This window comes from Exiguobacterium sp. SH1S21 (assembly GCF_004337175.1).
In the GTDB taxonomy this organism is placed as follows: domain Bacteria; phylum Bacillota; class Bacilli; order Exiguobacteriales; family Exiguobacteriaceae; genus Exiguobacterium; species Exiguobacterium aurantiacum_A.
The window spans coordinates 1-18,435 of the sequence record NZ_SJUY01000013.1 but is presented as its reverse complement, the minus strand read 5'-3'; the positions used below and the strand labels follow the sequence as shown (position 1 = coordinate 18,435).

18 protein-coding genes are annotated in these 18,435 nt (G+C 52.2%); 12 read left to right on the top strand and 6 right to left on the bottom strand.

Annotated elements, in window-relative coordinates; translation table 11 throughout:
• Nucleotides 1-114: 114 nt before the first annotated feature.
• From EVJ24_RS14055 to EVJ24_RS14040, 4 genes are all read left to right on the top strand, one after another.
• On the top strand, nucleotides 115-894 hold the full coding sequence (locus EVJ24_RS14055) for a helix-turn-helix domain-containing protein (RefSeq protein WP_131441685.1): 780 nt from the start codon (nucleotides 115-117) through the stop codon (nucleotides 892-894).
• Between the two features lie 98 nt (nucleotides 895-992).
• Nucleotides 993-2,315, top strand: a complete 1,323-nt coding sequence (locus EVJ24_RS14050; RefSeq protein ID WP_236637673.1) for a copper amine oxidase — start codon at nucleotides 993-995, stop codon at nucleotides 2,313-2,315.
• An 18-nt stretch (nucleotides 2,316-2,333) separates the two neighbouring features.
• Nucleotides 2,334-3,230: a class F sortase gene (locus EVJ24_RS14045; protein WP_071398818.1), complete on the top strand. Its 897-nt coding sequence runs from the start codon at nucleotides 2,334-2,336 to the stop codon at nucleotides 3,228-3,230.
• Between the two features lie 105 nt (nucleotides 3,231-3,335).
• Nucleotides 3,336-3,782, top strand: coding sequence for a hypothetical protein (locus EVJ24_RS14040; protein ID WP_131441683.1), 447 nt, complete (start codon nucleotides 3,336-3,338; stop codon nucleotides 3,780-3,782).
• A 52-nt stretch (nucleotides 3,783-3,834) separates the two neighbouring features.
• On the opposite strand, the gene EVJ24_RS14035 is transcribed toward EVJ24_RS14040, so the two are convergent.
• The 3 genes from EVJ24_RS14035 to EVJ24_RS14025 form a co-directional block, all read right to left on the bottom strand.
• Entirely contained in the window at nucleotides 3,835-4,542 is a 708-nt protein-coding gene (locus EVJ24_RS14035) for an ABC transporter ATP-binding protein (RefSeq protein ID WP_131441682.1), read from the bottom strand.
• Complete coding sequence (locus tag EVJ24_RS14030; RefSeq protein ID WP_131441681.1) at nucleotides 4,542-6,179, bottom strand: ABC transporter permease; 1,638 nt, start codon at nucleotides 6,177-6,179, stop codon at nucleotides 4,542-4,544. The genes EVJ24_RS14035 and EVJ24_RS14030 overlap by 1 nt, the downstream gene beginning before the upstream one ends.
• A gap of 131 nt (nucleotides 6,180-6,310) precedes the next feature.
• Nucleotides 6,311-7,381 carry a Fe(3+) ABC transporter substrate-binding protein gene (locus EVJ24_RS14025; RefSeq protein WP_131441680.1) on the bottom strand — a complete coding sequence of 357 codons (1,071 nt, stop codon included), beginning with the start codon at nucleotides 7,379-7,381 and terminating at the stop codon, nucleotides 6,311-6,313.
• Nucleotides 7,382-7,608: 227 nt separating this feature from the next.
• Here EVJ24_RS14025 and EVJ24_RS14020 point away from each other — a divergent pair, with 227 nt between their 5' ends.
• Together EVJ24_RS14020 and EVJ24_RS14015 are read left to right on the top strand one after the other, a co-directional pair.
• Entirely contained in the window at nucleotides 7,609-8,175 is a 567-nt protein-coding gene (locus EVJ24_RS14020; RefSeq protein ID WP_131441679.1) for a TetR/AcrR family transcriptional regulator, read from the top strand.
• Nucleotides 8,176-8,204: 29 nt separating this feature from the next.
• Nucleotides 8,205-11,348 carry an efflux RND transporter permease subunit gene (locus EVJ24_RS14015; RefSeq protein ID WP_131441678.1) on the top strand — a complete coding sequence of 1,048 codons (3,144 nt, stop codon included), beginning with the start codon at nucleotides 8,205-8,207 and terminating at the stop codon, nucleotides 11,346-11,348.
• A 47-nt stretch (nucleotides 11,349-11,395) separates the two neighbouring features.
• Here the strand turns inward: EVJ24_RS14015 and EVJ24_RS14010 are convergent, their stop codons facing one another.
• Nucleotides 11,396-12,133, bottom strand: coding sequence for a YwqG family protein (locus EVJ24_RS14010; RefSeq protein ID WP_131441677.1), 738 nt, complete (start codon nucleotides 12,131-12,133; stop codon nucleotides 11,396-11,398).
• A gap of 151 nt (nucleotides 12,134-12,284) precedes the next feature.
• On the opposite strand from EVJ24_RS14010, the gene EVJ24_RS14005 reads away from it, so the two are divergent.
• The 5 genes from EVJ24_RS14005 (at nucleotide 12,285) to EVJ24_RS13985 (ending at nucleotide 15,895) form a co-directional block, all read left to right on the top strand.
• On the top strand, nucleotides 12,285-12,641 hold the full coding sequence (locus tag EVJ24_RS14005) for a CidA/LrgA family protein (protein WP_131441676.1): 357 nt from the start codon (nucleotides 12,285-12,287) through the stop codon (nucleotides 12,639-12,641).
• Nucleotides 12,638-13,312 (top strand): LrgB family protein, encoded by a 675-nt coding sequence (locus EVJ24_RS14000; RefSeq protein ID WP_131441675.1) that lies wholly within the window; start codon nucleotides 12,638-12,640, stop codon nucleotides 13,310-13,312. Before EVJ24_RS14005 ends, EVJ24_RS14000 begins: the two co-directional genes overlap by 4 nt.
• A 118-nt stretch (nucleotides 13,313-13,430) precedes the next feature.
• Nucleotides 13,431-14,669, top strand: coding sequence for a peptidase T (pepT, locus tag EVJ24_RS13995; protein ID WP_131441674.1), 1,239 nt, complete (start codon nucleotides 13,431-13,433; stop codon nucleotides 14,667-14,669).
• Between the two features lie 54 nt (nucleotides 14,670-14,723).
• Nucleotides 14,724-15,170, top strand: a complete 447-nt coding sequence (locus EVJ24_RS13990) for an SACOL1771 family peroxiredoxin (RefSeq protein WP_131441673.1) — start codon at nucleotides 14,724-14,726, stop codon at nucleotides 15,168-15,170.
• Nucleotides 15,171-15,172: 2 nt separating this feature from the next.
• Nucleotides 15,173-15,895, top strand: coding sequence for a DNA/RNA nuclease SfsA (locus tag EVJ24_RS13985; protein WP_131441672.1), 723 nt, complete (start codon nucleotides 15,173-15,175; stop codon nucleotides 15,893-15,895).
• A gap of 23 nt (nucleotides 15,896-15,918) precedes the next feature.
• Here EVJ24_RS13985 and EVJ24_RS13980 read toward each other — a convergent pair whose 3' ends face one another.
• On the bottom strand, nucleotides 15,919-16,530 hold the full coding sequence (locus EVJ24_RS13980) for a stage II sporulation protein M (protein ID WP_161568755.1): 612 nt from the start codon (nucleotides 16,528-16,530) through the stop codon (nucleotides 15,919-15,921).
• Between the two features lie 132 nt (nucleotides 16,531-16,662).
• On the opposite strand from EVJ24_RS13980, the gene EVJ24_RS13975 reads away from it, so the two are divergent.
• Entirely contained in the window at nucleotides 16,663-18,288 is a 1,626-nt protein-coding gene (locus EVJ24_RS13975) for an ABC-F family ATP-binding cassette domain-containing protein (RefSeq protein WP_070328113.1), read from the top strand.
• A 58-nt stretch (nucleotides 18,289-18,346) separates the two neighbouring features.
• On the opposite strand, the gene EVJ24_RS13970 is transcribed toward EVJ24_RS13975, so the two are convergent.
• On the bottom strand, nucleotides 18,347-18,435 hold an 89-nt coding region (locus EVJ24_RS13970; RefSeq protein ID WP_145984890.1), incomplete at its 5' end, for an IS3 family transposase.

Here is an 18,435-nt window from a genome sequence, read left to right as displayed (position 1 = left end):
CTCCTCATCATCGGTTCAGATCTGACGTCATCATCGTACCTTGTCCCGCCGCCTGTGCCTATCCATGATATGATTAAGATATACACAATCTTGCTATTATAAAGGAGTAATTCGATGGAAATCGGCTTTTGTGGCTATTCGTATCACACAGCAGCATATACTTTTCCGTTCGCCAACCGGTTGGACACGTACTTGATCCGCTTGCAGACTGAAGGGTCGGCCCGAATCCTCGTCAACGGGGAGACGTACGTCGCGCACCCCGGCGATCTGTTGCTCGTCAAACCGGGTGACTACTATGAGTTGAATATCGATACCCCGGCGAGTGGCGACTATCATTTGTTCTGCACTGGTCCGACGCTCGACGCGTGGTGGTCGGCAGGCAACCGCTCACGGCTCACTACGATCTCGATTGACCCTCGCCTCCTGTCGCTTTGGCAACACGTCACGGAAGAGGCACGACGACCGACCGATGAACAGAGCACTGCGTTGATCGAGAAGTTGATTGAGGCGCTTCTGCTCATGCTCGACCGATCGATGCGAGACGTCCGGACGAATGTACGTCCCCCGGTCGTGTCTCGCATGATGCGTTATATAGAAGGAAACGTCACCGCCGACTTCAAAATTGCCGACGTCGCTGATACTGTCGGTTTGAGCGTATCGCGGACCGTGCACCTCTTTAAGGAAGTGACCGGGATGACGATCATCGAGTACGCGCACACGATCCGACTTCAGCTCGCCGAAGAGCAAATGCGGTATACGCAACATTCGCTCGAACGGATTGCCGAGCTGTCCGGGTTTCGAACGTATCCTTATTTCCACCGGATTTTTAAACGGAAATATGGCGTCGCACCAGGGGTTTACCGCACACTTCAACAAAAAAACGAAAAAAAATAATCAAAAAGTGATCCATTTTTTGAACCGCTCCGTTAGATGGGTGTAAACAACGACAACCACTCACAAAAAAGGAGCGATTGAACATGAAGAAAAAAACAATGAACAAATTTGTAGCACCGGCACTGGCACTAGGGTTACTCGTACCATTGAACGCCCAAGCAGCAGAGGCGCCAACGGTGAGCACGCCAGCTGGAGACCTTCGTGCCACGCTCGACCAATTACTATCTGAGCATTATGTCTTAGCCGTCACATCGATGATGAAAGCTTACGACGGGGCACCGGATGCCGAAGTCGCAATGAAAGCACTCGATCAAAATGCGCTCGACATGACGCCAGCCATCGCCTCAATCTACGGTGACGAAGGCGCGGCTCAGTTCGAAGACATCTTCGCCGGCCATAATAGCTACTCGGCTGACTTCGTCGAAGCTGCCAAGTCAGACGACAAAGAACTTCGTGCCGAGGCTGAAGCCGAAGTCGATGAGTTCGTCGAAGAATTCTCGACATTCCTCGACGCTGCGACAGAAGGCAACTTACCGAAAGAAGCAGCCGCTGACGTCCTTGAACTTCACGAAGACCAAGTTCTCTCGGTGTTTGATAACTACGTCGCTGGTGACTACAAGTCGGCTTACATGACATACCGTGAAGGCTACAAACTCATGTTCGACATCAGTAAAGCCCTCTCAGGAGCGGTCGTCACACAAATGCCTGACAAATTCCCGACGCCTGCTGACACACCAGCTGTAGAACTTCGTTCGACATTGAATAGCCTCGCTGGTGAACACTTCGCCCTCGCAGCGATCGGCATGCAAAAAGGCTACGACAAAGCGGAAGATTTCGACTACGTCAGCTGGGCCGAAGATCAAAACACGCTCGACTTTAAAGCAGCCATCGGTTCGGTCTACGGTGACGAAGGTGCGGCTCAGTTTGAAAAAGTATGGAACGGTAACCACATCACAGCACAAGGTGACATCGTCGCAGCAACACTTGAAGGCGACGAAGCTAAAATCGAAGAAGCACGCATGAAACTCGATCAGTTCGCTGTCGACTTCAGTACGTTCCTCGATGCGGCGACAGAAGGCAACTTGCCACAAGCGGCCGGTCAAGAAGCGATCATGCAACATGAGGCACTCGTGCTCCAAACGTTTGATCAATATGTAGCCGGTGACGCAGATGCAGCTTGGATGTCATTCCGTGAAGGATACGCGTTCATGTTCGGTGTTGGTGAAACACTCGGTAACGCGATCGTGACACAAATGCCTGACAAGTTCGCTGAAACAGCAATGCCGGAAGCGATGCCTGAAACAGGTCTCGGTGGTGCACAAGCACAATCAATGAATACCCTTTACGCTGGCCTAGCCATACTTGGCGGAATCATGCTCGCCTTTGTTACGCTTCGCAACCGTAAAGTATCAGAACAATAAACTAAAGGAGAGAGCCCAATGAACAAGCGCCATTTGTTTTTGGCGCTCTCTCTATTTTGTTTTGGCTTCTGGTCGTGGACGAGCGCTCAAGAATCGTCATCACCACCTGTAGAAGAAAAACAAATAGAGGAGAGCCCAGATTTATCGGCTGAATTCTCACTTCTACAGGAAGAGGTGAAGAAACTTCGTTTAGCCGAGGAAGAGGAAAGCACTAAAGCCGTGTCACCTGTCCAGATTCAAATCCCGAGCATCAATGTCGACACCGCGATCGAACAGGTCGGCGTGCTCGATAACGGACAGATGGGCGTACCCGTTGACGAGAATCAAGTCGGCTGGTTCGAACCCGGTGTCAAACCAGGCAGTAAAGGCAACGCCGTCGTCGCCGGACACGTTGATAGTAAGACGGGGCCCGCCGTCTTTTATGAACTCGATCAACTGAAGACAGGCGATGACGTGACGATTATCGACGAGAACGGCAACACGCTGCGATTTCGTGTCACAAAAACAGAGAGTTATGACACGAAAAATGCCCCGATCGACGAGATTTTTGGCACCACGTCAAATCGCAACTTGAACTTGATCACGTGTTCCGGTACGTTCGGGGACGGCGGTTATGACCAACGTTTCGTCGTTTACACGGAGCTTGTCGATAGCGAGATCAAGTCGACAGTGGAACTCGACGCCCCGACGAACGTCACGTTAAGCGGTAACTTGCTCACATGGCACGCGGTCCGTGACGATGCCGTCATCGGCTACCGTGTCTATGAAGTCAACGACGGGAACGCGACACGTATCGAGAGCGTCCCGTCACACGCCCGGAAGAGTGTTGAAGTCACGAACGAGCAGGCAACGTATTACGTGACGGCGATCGACCGGCTTGGAAATGAGTCGAAGCCGTCTCAGACAGCGAAGTAGACACGAAACGCCCTTGGATAAAAAATCTAAGGGCATTTTTTCTGTTTTCCATATATAGTGAATGTAGCAAAAAATACATAGATTTAGGATAAGGAGTTTCAAGTCATGAGGACTCGACTTTCACAACCATTCGCAAATCAGTTAAAGAGAAGAATTCGCACCATTTGGGGTGTGAACGATTCGTATTATTGGTACCCTCTTTCCACTTCTCCTCGACTCGATGTGATTGCATTCGACAGCGATTATATTGAAGATGTTGATCAAAAAATCGAAGAAATCCGCCAATGGGTATGGGTCCAAGGGACGGAGCTTATATTTGAACTGCATGAGGACCGTACACTATGGCAAATCGACACCGCTTCATTAGATCCTTGTTATGAAGGTCGTTATTTAGAACGCTATTGGTTTGACCAAAAAATGAACTGGATCATTTATGCGTCCCACGAAAGTACAATTAGCTTTGGTGGGCATGGATTGATCACATCACTCCAGTCCTACTGGTCGGATTGGCAGGAGCATCTGTCCGATTTAGACAATCGATTTTTTGAGTAATGAACTTCACAAAAAAAGACGCACCCATTTTTGATCAATGAGTGCGCCGTACTTACACAAAGCAAGGAATCTGCGGGTTGAACGTCTTGTTGTTCTCCGTCATGATCTGCTTTTTAATTTTGCCTTCTCCGAGATAGACGATGCGGTCAGCGAGCGCTTCCGCGTCTTCTTCGTCGTGCGTGACAAAGATCGTCGTCGTCCCCGTCTGTTTGAGGAGACGGCGCAGATCGTCGCGGATCCGGTGTTGGAGCGACGTGTCCAAGTTACTGAACGGCTCGTCTAAGATCAAGAGGGACGGCTTCGGTGCGAGCGCACGCGCGAGCGCGACACGCTGTTGCTGACCACCGCTGAGCTCATACGGATAGCGATGCCGGAACTCAGATAAGTTCACGAGCGTGAGCATCTCCTCGACCCGCTCGTTCCGCTCTTTACGGCTGAGCTTATGGAGGCCGAAGCGGATGTTCTTCTCAACGGTCATGTGCGGGAAGAGCGCATAGTCTTGAAACACCATACCGACGCCGCGTTGTTCGGGCGGCATGAACTGGCAGTCGTCACAACAGACGCAATCGTTGACGACGACGACGCCTTGATTTGGCATCTCGAGACCGGCGATGAGGCGCAAGATCGTACTTTTCCCCGAACCGCTGTCGCCGAGGAGGGATACGATCTCGCCTTTCGTGATCGAGAGCGAGAATCCTTTGATCGTCTCTGCTTGCGCACCTTTATAGCTGAAGTGTAAATCGTTGATTTGAACAAACATTAGTCGGCCTCCTTATCAAGCACCTTATGGAACACAAAGATTAACAATCCGCTCATGAGAACGATGACGATCGACGCGAGCGCCGCTTCGTGAATCTTCTCATCACTGACATATTTGAACGCCTGCGTCGCAAGCGTCGAGAAGTTGAACGGCTGCAAGAACAGCGTCAGCGGCAACTCTTTCATAATATCGATGAAGACGAGGATGAACGCGCTCATGATCGCCCCTTTGATCATCGGGATATCGACCCGGAAGAACGTCTGCACCGTGCCCCAACCGAGCATGCGTGACGCTTCCGTGAACGACTTCCCGACTTTCTCAAATCCGCTCTCGATCGAGTTGTAACCGATGGCGAGGAAACGGATGACGTAGGCGAAGATGAGCATGATGAGCGTCGTCCGGAACACGAACGTCTGTCCGAGATCAAGCGCGAGCGCTGCTTTTAGCACCCATTCGTCTAATAGTAAAAATAACGTGATGACAGCGATGGCGATGGCCGCTCCTGGAATCGAGTAGCCGAGCGTCGTCACTTTCGAGATGACGCGCGTCATGTTCGATGGGAACAACCGCGTATAGTTGGCGATGATGAGTGCGAATACGAGAATGATGATCGTCGCGATAAAGGCGACGCTCACCGTGTTCCAGACGAGGCGGAAAAATTCAGCCGTGAACACTTGCTCGAACGTCAAGAACGTCCAAGCGACGAGTTGGATGAACGGGATCGCGAAAGCGATGCCGAAGATCGTCGCCACGTAACCGAACACGGCGTAACGATGCCAGCCGTTCAATGGTCTTGGCTTGAGCGGCTTCACTTTTGTCGTCGCATAGCTGAACTGCTTGCGGCCCCGGACGAGTCGTTCCCCCATCAAGATGGCGATGACGATGATCATGAGCGTGCCGGCAAGTTTTAACGCTGAAGACGTGTCCTTCATACCGAACCACGTGCTGAAGATGGCCGTACTGAACGTCTGGATCCCGAAGTATTTGACGACGCCGTAGTCGTTTAACACTTCCATCAAGACGAGACTGACGCCACCGATGATGGCGACGCGTGAGATCGGGATGACGACGGTGAAGAAGATATCCCACGACCCGCGTCCGAGGATGCGGGCGTTCTCGATCATCGACGATGACTGGTTGTGTAGGAACGCGCGTGTGATTGTATAAATGTACGGATACAAGAACAACGTGAAGATGAAGATCGTCCCTTGGATCGTCATGATGTTGAAGTACGTCTGATCCACGGTGATGCCAAACTCGTTGCGCAGCGTCGTCTGGATGACGCCGGTGTAGTTCAAGATGCCATGATACGTGTAAGCACCGATATACGGCGGGATTGCGAGCGGCAAGATGAGCGCCCATTTGAAGAATCGCCGTAACGGGAAGTCATACACCGTGACGAACCAAGCGAGGCTCGTTCCGATGATGGTCGTCAAGAAACCGGTCACGAGCATGATGAACAACGTGTTCCTCACATACGTCGGCAGCAGGTATTCGCGGATGTGTTGCCAATTGTCATTGACCGGTGCGAACAGTTCTACTAAGACGACGATTCCTGGCAGGACGATAAACGACAACGCGATAAAGCTCAGGATGGACCATCCATTCAGTTGTCGTTTGATTGCATACCAGTTCATGTCTTACAGCTCCCGTTTCTTTCATTTACTTCCTGTCCCATCATATCAGTTTCATCGTCCCGGTCATACCTTTAGACTGTCAGGAAACGCAAAAACCTTCGGCCTGAACGTATGTTCAAGCCGAAGTCGTCTTATTTCCAACCGGCTTCGTTGAAGATGCGGATGGCTTCTTGCTGATTTTCACCGAGAACAGATAGGTTGATATCTTGTTCTTTGAACTCACCCCATGATTTGAGGAGCTCGTTCGGCTCGACCGATTCGTTGACCGGGTACTCGTAGTTGGCGCTTGCGAACTGCTCTTGCGCTGACGGGTCAGACATGAACTCCATGAGTTTCTTCGCGTTGTCAGAGTTCTTCGCCGCTTTCGTCATCGCGATTCCAGAGATGTTGACGTGCGTACCTGTCGTGTCTTGGTTCGGGAAGAAGACACCGAGCGCTTCAGCGACTTTCTTCTCTTCCGCGTCTTCTGAGTTCAGCATGAGACCCATGTAGTAGGTGTTCATGATGGCCACATCCCCTTCACCGGCGACGACGGCTTTCGCTTGGTCACGGTCGTTCCCTTGTGGGTCACGTGCCATGTTGTTGACCATGCCTTCTGCCCATTCTTTCGCTTGGTCGACGCCGTTCACTTCGATGAATGACGCGAGAAGCGAGATGTTGTACATGTTTTCAGATGGACGAACGAGTACTTTCCCATTCCACTGTTCTTCCGTGAGCGCTTCGTACGTCGACAAGTCTTCCGGCTTCACGCGATCTTTCGCGTAGACGATGACACGTGCACGCTTCGTGAGACCAAACCATTCGTTGTCCGTGTCACGGTATTTTTCTGGGATGTTCGACTCAAGCACATCGCTATCGACCGCTTGAAGATGCCCTGCTTCTTTTGCCTGGTGCAAGTTCCCGGCGTCAGCAGTAATGAAGAGATCCGCTTCTGTGTTCTCACCTTCTGTGTTCAAACGTTCAAGAAGTTCATCACCTTTTCCTTCAACGACGTTGACTTTCACGCCCGTCTCTTCTTCGAACTGTTTGTAGAGTTCTTTGTCGACATCGTAATGACGGCTCGAGTAGACGTTGACGACTTTTGATTCTTCTGCCGTCTCATTGTCCCCCGTAGTAGTCGTCTCTTCCGTGCTCGCGCAAGCCGCGAGCAGTGATGTCGTAAGTGCTGCCGAAAGTCCAAGTGCCATGTACTTTTTGTTCATTTATATTTCCCCCACGTTTTAGTCTCTTTGTTGGTAATGATAATTACTCTCAATCATTATAATCGATGATAATCATTCTCATGTCAACCTTTTTTTGAAAACGTTACCAGTAGTTATATATTTATAACTTAACAGTTTTGACGATATCATTTCTTGACTTCAAAATGATGAGGCGCCTATAGTTGAAATGAAAAGACCGTCTGGTCGGTACAGAAAGGAGTGACGAAATGACAAACCGATCAACTATCACGAAACAAAAACTGTTAGATGCCGCGACCGAGATCATCATGGAGCACGGAGTGCACCAACTGACATTAGATGAAGTCGCAAAGACCGCTGGTGTCTCAAAAGGCGGCCTGTTGTATCATTATCCGTCGAAAGAAGCGCTTTTGACCGCCATCGTCGAACGGCTTCAAACCGAACAAAACGATTTATACGAATCACTTCAGGCTGACGGCCACGGTCCCGTCGAGGCGTTCGTCCGCTTATTTGATGAGACGAAACTCTACCCGGAACGCTCACCGATTCATATTGATGCCGAGAAGATGATTGCCTTCTTGACGTTATTCGCCGTCGATCAAGCGTACGCCGACCGTTGGAAGCATGACCTCGACACGTTCTTCGCCGAATTTCAACAGACGAGCGATCCCGTCGAGACGATGATCATCCGCTATGCCCTTGAAGGGATGATGATGTCCGAACACTTCAATGTCGGCGTCCCCCCTACCGCTTTAAAACAAGCCATTATTGCTCGACTCATCGAGCGCGCCCGACATATCGATTCGGGAAACTAGACTAATTTATTAGAGGAGAAATGAACCCCATGCAAAAGATCACAACCTTCTCCGTCAACAACAAGTTTGCCGTTTGGTTGATGACGATCATCTTAACGGCCGCCGGAATCTTTGCCGGCCTGACGATGAAACTAGAGACACTGCCTGACATCACGACACCGACCGTCTCGGTAACGACGATTTATCCCGGTGCTTCCCCTGAACAAGTGCTCGACGAAGTGAGCACCGTGCTCGAAGATCGCTTGAAGAGTTTGAACGGTGTCGAACAAGTTCGTTCGTCTTCGTTCCAAAACGCTTCGAACATTCAAATCGATTATGATTTCAGCACGGATATGGAAGCAGCCGAACAACAGGTCAAAGATGCACTCAGCAACGTCGAGCTGCCAGAGTCCGTCCAAGACCCGCAAGTGTCACGCCTCAGCTTCGACGCTTTCCCGGTCGTCGGTGCAGCCGTTTCAGATGAAAGCCTCGATTTAGCTGAGTTGACAAAACTTGTCGAAGACGAACTCCAACCGGCCCTTGAAGGTGTCGAAGGTGCCCAGCTCGTCCAAATCGCCGGTCAAGAAGTCCGTCGCGTCGAGCTTCGCTTCGACGAGGCCGCACTTGCCGAATACAACTTGACAGAAGATACGGTCAAACAGTTGATTCAAGCAAACGATGCCCGCATCGCGCTCGGTTTGTACGAGCTCGGGGATACGGAACAGGCCGTTGTCATCGACGGGAAGTCGGAGACGCTCGAAGCGTTCCGCGACCTGCAAATCCCGTACTCACCAGCCCCAGCTGAACCGACCGCCCCAGGGACGCCAAGTGGATTCCCGACTGGCGAGACACCTGAGTTGCCAAGCGAAGTCCCTGGCACAGTCCCACCTGCGAATGTGCCGACAACAGTCCCGACCGTCGCTTTAAGCGAACTCGCGACAATCGAAGACCGCGGCATCGAAGAATCAATCTCGCGGTCGAACGGAGAACGTTCGATCGGAATTCAAGTGACGAAGACACAAGACGCGAACACCGTCGACGTCGTCAACGCCGTCAAAACGATTTTAGACGACTTTGAGGCCGAATATGATACGGCGAACGTCTCAATCACACTCGACCAAGGTCAGCCGATTGAAGAATCGGTCGAGACGATGGTATCGAAGGCGTTACTCGGTGGTCTATTCGCTATTTTGATCATCTTAGTGTTCCTTCGTAACTTCCGTTCGACGATCATTGCTGTCATCTCGATTCCGCTATCGCTCTTGATGGCGCTCATCGTCTTGAAGCAACTCGATATCACGCTCAACATCATGACGCTCGGGGCGATGACCGTCGCGATTGGACGCGTCGTCGATGACTCAATCGTCGTCATCGAAAATATTTATCGTCGACTCACTCGTCCGAACGAACCGTTACGCGGCAAAGCGTTGATCATCGCCGCGACGAAAGAAGTGTTCGTCCCGATCGCGTCATCGACAATCGTGACGATCGCCGTCTTCTTACCGCTCGGTTTCGTGACCGGCTTCGTCGGCGAACTGTTCTTGCCGTTCGCCTTGACCGTCGTCTTCGCCTTGCTCGCTTCGCTCCTCGTCGCGATCACGGTCGTACCGATGATGGCCGATTCGTTCTTTAAAAACCGTGACAAGCTGAAGCCAGAAGAAGGACCCGGTAAACTTGCCGAATGGTACCGCGGTGTGCTCAACTGGTCGCTCAATCACAAGCTCGTCGTCTTCGGACTCGCGACACTTCTCTTGATCGGCAGTTTTGCCCTCGTACCAGCCATCGGGGTCAACTTCTTGAACCAAGATTCGGAGAAAACGCTGTTCGTCACGTTCGACCCGGAACCGGGACAGACGCTTGACGACTCGATCGCGGCTGCTGAGATCGCCGAGACGTACTTTATGGAAGACCAGCCGAACGCGACCGACGTCCAGTTCACGGTCGGTGGCGAAAACCCGCTCAACCCGGGGAATAACAAGCAAGGGATCTTCATCGTCCAGTACGACCCGGACACAGAAGACTTTGCCGACGTCAAATTGGCAGACATCGAACAATTGAACGAACTTGCCTCAGGCGGAGAATGGAAAGAACAAAACTTCGCCGGCGGTGCCGGAACGAGCGGTGTGACGTATAACGTCTACGCAAACTCGCTCGAAGATCTTGAAGCGATTGTCCCGACATTCATCGAGACGATCGAAGAAGAGACGGACTACGTCCGCCAAGCGACGTCTGATCTTCGTGAGTCATACGTCCAGTACACGTTCAACGTCGATCAACAAGCAGCAGCTGAAGCTGGCGTCTCGGCCGCTCAACTCGCTCAAACGATCGGTCAGTTCCAAGCACAGGCCAGTCCGCTCGCCAGTGTGACGATCGATGACAAACAGCTCGACGTCATCATCCCGACGGAACAAGTCACGTATGACAGCATTGAAGACTTGCAAGCGCAAGAAGTGACGACGCCGTTCGGGCCGCGCCCAATCTCAGACTTCATCGAAGTCGAAGAAGGCACGACGCCGGACACGCTCGTCCAGCGCGACGGCAAGCTCCTTGCTACCGTCAGCGTCGAACTTAGCACGGACAAGGCGACGGAAGCGTCGGCCGCCATCGAAGAACGTGTCTCTGACATCGATCTCCCGACTGGCGTCTCGTATGACGTCGGCGGCGTGACAGAACAGATTCAAGAATCGTTCACGCAGCTCGGCCTCGCGATGCTCGCAGCCATCGCCATCGTCTACTTGGTGCTCGTCGTCACGTTCGGCGGTGCCGTCACCCCGTTCGTCGTATTGTTCTCGCTCCCTTATGCGATCATCGGCGGACTCGTCGCCCTCTTGATCACGGGAGAAACGATTTCCGTATCTGCTTTGATTGGTGCGCTCATGTTGATCGGGATCGTCGTCACAAATGCGATCGTCTTGATTGACCGCGTTATTCATAAAGAAGAAGCCGGTCTATCGACGCGTGAAGCGTTGCTCGAAGCAGCCGGTACGCGACTCCGTCCGATTCTCATGACGGCGCTCGCGACGATCGGTGCCTTATCACCACTTGCCCTCGGACTCGAAGGCGGCGCACTCATCTCGAAAGGACTCGGTGTCACCGTCATCGGAGGACTCACAAGTTCGACGTTACTGACGTTACTCATCGTCCCAATCGTCTATGAGTTCTTCGCCCGGTTCCGCAAGAAACAACAAGCATAATTAAAAAAAGAGATTTGACCGGCTCTCGGTCAAATCTCTTTTTTTGTTCAATAGCATTGCATAATCATTTCGGTCTCCTCGAATCGTTTGGCCTGAAGCGCCTCTGTCGGAATCAAAAAGTAAAGAATCCCGACATCGCCGAACATGATATCGAGCTCTTCTGACGAATCCATTTGGAAGAGCAGGAACGGCCGCTTGAAGCGGTCACCATATGTGTCCTGAACCTCTTCGAACACATCATTTTGAATAGCGCTCGGATGACCGCCGATTGCGTGAAATTCCTCATCGTCAATCAGTTCTTCGAACGCCTCGAACTGGTCGTCATTCAATAGATGGGCGAGCATATCAACGTTGGGTGCGTACGATTCATCAAACGAGACTGCCCGTTCGTTCAGCGCCTCCCCAACTTTGACACGTTCAAGGTCTGTGTCTTCCGTGTACACAACACGCCAAAGATGACGTTCGTCCTTGTCGCCCCACGGTTGTTCTTCGAGATTATAAAAGAAAGACAGCAGCCCGTCCTTCGGTAAAGCGGTAACAGATTCGTACCCCACGAAGTCGCTGAGACGGAATTGGGCCAAAAAAGTCAAATCCTCACCCGGATGGTCGGCCGCGTTCGACAAGTCAGGATACCCACCAAATTTCGAATGGCCAATCGCCACCTCTTGTCGTGTCGTTCGAGGCACCATACTCAAATTGATTCGTTGTTGGAACGCGTTCAAGACGTCTGCCTCATTTTTGAGTTGCTGTTCTTGAATAAACCGTTTGACTGCTGTCTGTTCCATAAATACACCTCATTTGTTAGTAGTGAGCTCATTATAACACCCCGAACATATGTACCCATCATCTTTTTTGTCATAGCCTCCATCTTGACCTAGATGATAAAGTTTGAGAGAATCCATACGTTTTGAACGTATATGCGAAAGGATGAATCACATGCAACGTCTTATCAAATGGATCATCGGCCTTTCGCTCTTATTTGGCTTGAGCGCGCTCGGGAATTGGATCGTCGCCGTGCTCGATTTAAAAGTGCCAGGGAGCGTCATCGGCATGGTCCTGTTACTGCTCTTATTGATGACCAAAATCATCCGCGTCGAATGGATCGAAGATAGCGCCGGCTTCTTGACGAAGCACCTCGCTTTTTTCTTCATCCCGATCGCGGTCGGGCTCATGTCTTATAGCTCTCTCTTAAAGGAGGAAGGCGTTCCGCTCTTCCTCGCCTTGATCATCAGCATGACGATCGGTCTCGTCGTGACGGCGCTCGTTTCCGGAAGACACGGTGAGGCGTCATGACCGTCCTGTGGATATTGATCACGATTACCGTCTACATGTTGAGTCGGAAGCTGTCATTCAAATGGGCGTCCCCGTTCACGAACGTTGTCTTTTTGAGCACGCTCACGCTCATCTTGTTATTGCTCGTCTCTGGACAGACGTACGACACGTATGCGCCGGCGAAAGATGCGATCACGACACTGCTCGGGCCGGCGACAGTGGCGCTCGGCTTGCCGCTCTATCGCAACTTGCCGATCCTGCTCGCTCGGGCTAAACGAGCGCTCGGTGCCATCGTGCTCGGGACGTTATCAACGATTTTCGTCGCTGTCGGTCTCGGAACTGCCCTCAAGTTGACGGATCACGTCTTGCTCGCCTTGTCCGTCAAATCGGTGACCTCGCCAATCGCGCTCGAACTGGCACGACAGTTGCAAGGTGACGCCGCGCTCGCCGCTTCGGTCGCCGTCGCCTGCGGCATCCTTGGCGCCATGCTCGGCCCAGTGATTCTATCTATGTTCAACGTGACCGACCCGTTCACGCGCGGACTCGCCCTCGGGACGATCAGCCACGGCATCGGGACGGCCCAAGCCGCGACCGAACATCCGCTCTCAGGCGCGACGGGTGGCGCCGCGATGGGATTGACCGCCATTCTCACGTCGTTCTTGTTGCCGCTCCTATTACCTTTCCTATTTTAGTTGCAAGACAGGGAGACGCCCCGGCGTCTCCCTGTTTGTTGTCAAACAATTTTGATACTTTTCAAAACAGCTCTCATGCTACACTAAATAAGTAATGATTCGTTAGAGGAGGTCTACCATGCAAGCAAAATTGATTGAACGATTAATGACCTACGCAAAGATTGATACCCAATCTGACTTCACGAGTGAGACGACGCCGTCGACGGCGAAACAATGGGATTTGATCCGCCATCTCGAGGCCGAACTGAAGGCGATTGGGCTCGAGGACGTCGAGACCGACGAATACGGCTACTTGTTCGCGACGTTGCCGAGTAACGTCGACCATGACGTGCCGACGATCGGGCTGCTTGCTCACGTCGATACGGCGACCGATTTTACAGGCACCAACGTCAATCCGCAACTCGTTGAACACTATGCGGGTGGCGATATCGTCTTGAACGAGGCACTCAATGTTATCTTGTCACCGCGTGACTTCCCCGAACTTGATGATTACGTCGGCCATACGCTCATGACGACGGACGGGACGACGTTGCTCGGTGCCGATGATAAGGCCGGCATGGCGGAAATCGTCACGGCGGTCGAACACTTACTGGCGCATCCGGAAATCCCACACGGACCGGTCCGGATTGCGTTCACACCGGACGAAGAGATCGGGCGCGGCCCCCATAAGTTCGACGTCGCCCGCTTCAACGCCGACTTCGCCTACACGATGGACGGCGGTCCGCTTGGCGAACTTCAGTATGAGAGTTTCAACGCCGCCGGAGCGACCGTCACGTTCCACGGCACGAACGTCCACCCGGGCAGCGCCAAGAACAAGATGGTCAACTCGATGAAACTGGCGATGGCGTTCCATAACCGCCTTCCGGCCGACGAGGCACCGGAGCATACGAGCCATTACGAAGGATTCTTCCACTTGAACGGATTCTCGGGTGATGTCGAGACGACCGTTCTCCAATACATCATACGAGACCACGACCGGACGAAGTTCGAGGCCCGGAAAGTCTTGCTCGAGAAGCTTGTCGCCGAATGGAAACAAAAATACGGCGAGACACGCATCGACTTGAAGATGGACGACCAGTACTACAACATGGCCGAGAAGATCGAGCCGGTCAAACACATCGTCGACACCGTCGCCGACGTCATGCGCGAGCTCGGGATCGAACCGGTAATCGAACCGATCCGCGGCGGGACCGATGGCTCACAACTGTCGTATATGGGTCTCCCGACGCCAAACATCTTCACTGGCGGCGAGAACTATCACGGCAAGTTCGAGTACGTCTCCGTCAACAACATGGAAAAAGCGACACACGTCATTATCCAGACGCTCCGCACGTTCGCCGAACGCGCGCGAGCATAATCTATGCGCCTCCAATCATTCTCTTCTACACTAGAGACATTGGAGGCGATTTTTATGAAGCATACGTTTCACATGAACCTTGACTGGACCGGCGGACGTAACGACGTCGGCACGATCGAGGCCGAACGGTTGAAGACGCAAATTTCGATTCCCCCGGAAATGGACGGCCCTGGTATCGGGACGAATCCCGATGAGATGCTCCTCGGAGCTGCGGCGACGTGCTATATCATCACGCTTGCGGCCATGCTCGGACGGAGCGATCTTTCCCATCAAGGTATCACAATTGACGCCGAAGGCATCGTCGACGTGACGAACCGCGTGTTCACGTACGAGACGATCCGCTATAAAACGGTGATCAACGTAAAGGCCGACGCCACCGACCGGGATATCACGCTCGTCGAACGAATCGCCAAGAAAGCGAAAGACGGCTGTATGATCTCACGCGCCTTGGCCGGCAACGTGACGTTCGAGCTCGACACGACGGTCACTCGCGTCGACTGACGATGTATCGGTTTGAACGACCGTTAAAAGAAGGGGTGATCGTCAAGCGGCGCAACCGCTTCGTCATGGACGTGTTGCTCGATGACGAAATCGTCGCGTGCCACTGTCCGGTCACGGGACGGATTGGTGATATCATCTTCGACGGTGTTCCTTGCCTCGTCTCGGCGGCAAACAATTCGCGACGCCTCACTTCTTTCACGGTGGAAGCCATCTCGATTGACCGGGACAAGCGCTGGATCGGCATCCATCAAGGGCGTGCCAACGACTACGTCGAACATCTCTTGAAAGCGGACGCTTTGCCGGTCTTTCCGTCTCTAGAACGTGTCGAACGTGAAATCGTGTCAGGTGGTTCACGCCTCGATTTCAAAGTCGATGCAGTCTATATGGAAGTGAAAACACCGCTGACGGAACTGTTCGTGACGCCGCTCCCTCGCTTTGAAGGAAACGCAAGGCAAACCCCTGTCGAGACGAAACGGTTCATCCGTCATCTTGAAACACTGATCGCGACGTTGCCACAAGCAGGACGGGCCGTTTTATTGTATGTCTTTTTATATGATGCGCCTGTCTTCACCGGCAATCCGAATCGGAGACACGACGCTTTGATTCGCCAACGGATTCGTGACGCGATCGCGGACGGGTTCGAAGTCTGGCAGTTGAACTGCGAAGTCACCATAGAAGGCATTACCCAGCTGCGCTGTCTCGAGACGACACATTACTTCAATTAAAAAAAGCCATCCTGTGATGACTTTTACTGTAGCAAGAGCGGCGTGACGTACGCCTCGATGACAGCAGAGACAGCGAGGAGCGGGACCGCGATGAACAGGAACGTCTTGAATCCTGCGAACAATAGCGCTTTGAACGTGACGTCTGTCTCTTTCCCTCGTAACTTCTTCCATACATGACGGTTGAGCGACAGACCCATCGCCGCCCCGAGCAGGATCGCCGAGATCTCGGTGACGCCATGCGGTAAAATTCCGAGAACGAGCACTTTAATGACCGACTCGCCCGTGAAACCGACGAGCATGGCGACGAGGCCGATGACGGCGGCGTTGATGACGACGAACACATAGGGGATGAAGAGTGGGATCACTCCGAGCAAGAAGGCGAGCAACGTGACACGTGTATTGTTCACGAACAAGGCGATCATCGTGTCGCGTGCGCTCGAGTCGAACGTCAGCCCGCTCGCTTCAAACGATTCGCCGAGTTGGGCTAAAATTTCGTCGACTTGTTCGGCCGCGACGAACGTGCGGAATAACCAATACGAGACGACGCCTGTCACGAAGAACACGAGCAACAGTCGGACGAAATCTTTGCGGTAGTAGTCGTTCCACGCCTCACGGATCGATAGTGATGTTTTCATGAGCGATTCCCCCTTATCCATTCATACGAATCTGTTCCACATTTGTTTCATATTTACCCGCGACTGCGCGTTTTTAAAAAACGTGATACAATACACGTCGTAAACAAATCAGAAAAACGAGGTATTCTATACATGATTACAGTAAATAACGTAAGTCTTCAATTCGGTGGCCGTAAGTTGTTCGAAGACGTGAACATCAAGTTCACACCAGGCAACTGTTACGGCTTGATCGGCGCGAACGGTGCCGGTAAATCAACATTCTTGAAAATTCTTGCCGGTGAGCAAGAGACGTCAACGGGTGACGTCAGCTTCTCACCTGGCGAACGTCTCGCTGTCCTTAAACAGGACCATTATGCGTACGAAGACCAGGCTGTGCTTGAAACAGTCATCAAAGGCCATGAGCGCTTGTATCAAGTCATGAAAGAAAAAGATGCAATCTATATGAAAGAAGATTTCTCTGACGAAGACGGCATGCGTGCCGCTGAACTCGAAGGTGAATTCGCTGAGATGAACGGTTGGGAAGCCGAGTCGGAAGCCGCAACGGTGCTTCAAGGTCTTGGAATCACTGACGCGTCGCACCATAAACTCATGAGCGAGCTCACGGGTGGCGAGAAGGTCAAGGTACTCCTTGCCCAAGCGTTGTTCGGTAAGCCAGACATCTTGCTCCTCGATGAGCCGACGAACGGACTTGACATCAAAGCGATTCAATGGCTCGAAGAGTTCTTGATCAACTTCGAGAACACAGTCATCGTCGTTTCCCACGACCGTCACTTCTTGAACAAAGTTTGTACACATATGGCTGACCTCGACTTCGGTAAAATTCAGCTGTACGTCGGGAACTACGACTTCTGGTACGAGTCGAGCCAACTCGCATCGCGCATGGCCAACGACCAGAACAAGAAAAAAGAAGAGAAGATCAAAGAGCTCCAAAACTTTATCGCTCGTTTCAGCTCGAACGCCTCGAAGGCGCGTCAAGCGACGTCGCGTAAAAAGTTGCTCGATAAGATCACACTGGATGACATCCGTCCGTCATCACGCCGTTATCCGTTCGTCGGTTTCTCGATGGAACGTGAAATCGGAAATGACGTCTTGTACGTCGACAACGTCTCGAAGACGATCGACGGTGTCAAAGTACTCGACAACGTCACGTTCTCATTGAACAAGATGGACAAAGTCGCTTTCGTCGGTCGCAACGACGTCGCCATCACGACGCTCTTCAAGATCCTCATGGGTGAGATGGAGCCAGACACGGGTACGGTCAAATGGGGCGTGACGACGATCCAGTCGTACTTCCCGAAAGACAACTCGGAATACTTCGAAGGCTCAGATAAGAGCATCTTGGACTGGTTACGCCAGTTCTCGCCAGCTGACGAGTCAGATACGTTCCTCCGTGGTTTCCTCGGCCGTATGCTCTTCTCTGGCGAAGAAGTCATGAAGAAAGCGTCTGTCCTCTCAGGGGGAGAGAAAGTTCGTTGCATGCTCTCGAAGATGATGCTCTCGAATTCGAACGTGCTCGTCCTTGACGATCCGACGAACCACTTGGACCTCGAATCAATCACAGCGCTCAATAACGGCCTCGAGACGTTCAAAGGCGTACTCCTCTTCAGTTCACATGACCATCAGCTCATCTCGACGATTGCGACACGCATCATCGAAGTGACGCCGAACGGGATTGTCGACAAAGAAGCGACGTACGACCAGTTCCTCGAGAACGAATCGCTTCAACAACAAGTCGAATCACTTTACCAAAACGCATAATAAAAATCGATCGGCGCACGTAATCTGTACCCAATGTAAAGGACATATGAAAAAAAACTTATGCGACTTGAAGAAGATGATTCCTGTACTGTACAGGAGTCATCTTTTTCATGTTCCATTGGTAACGATGGTGATTGTAGTAGCTAA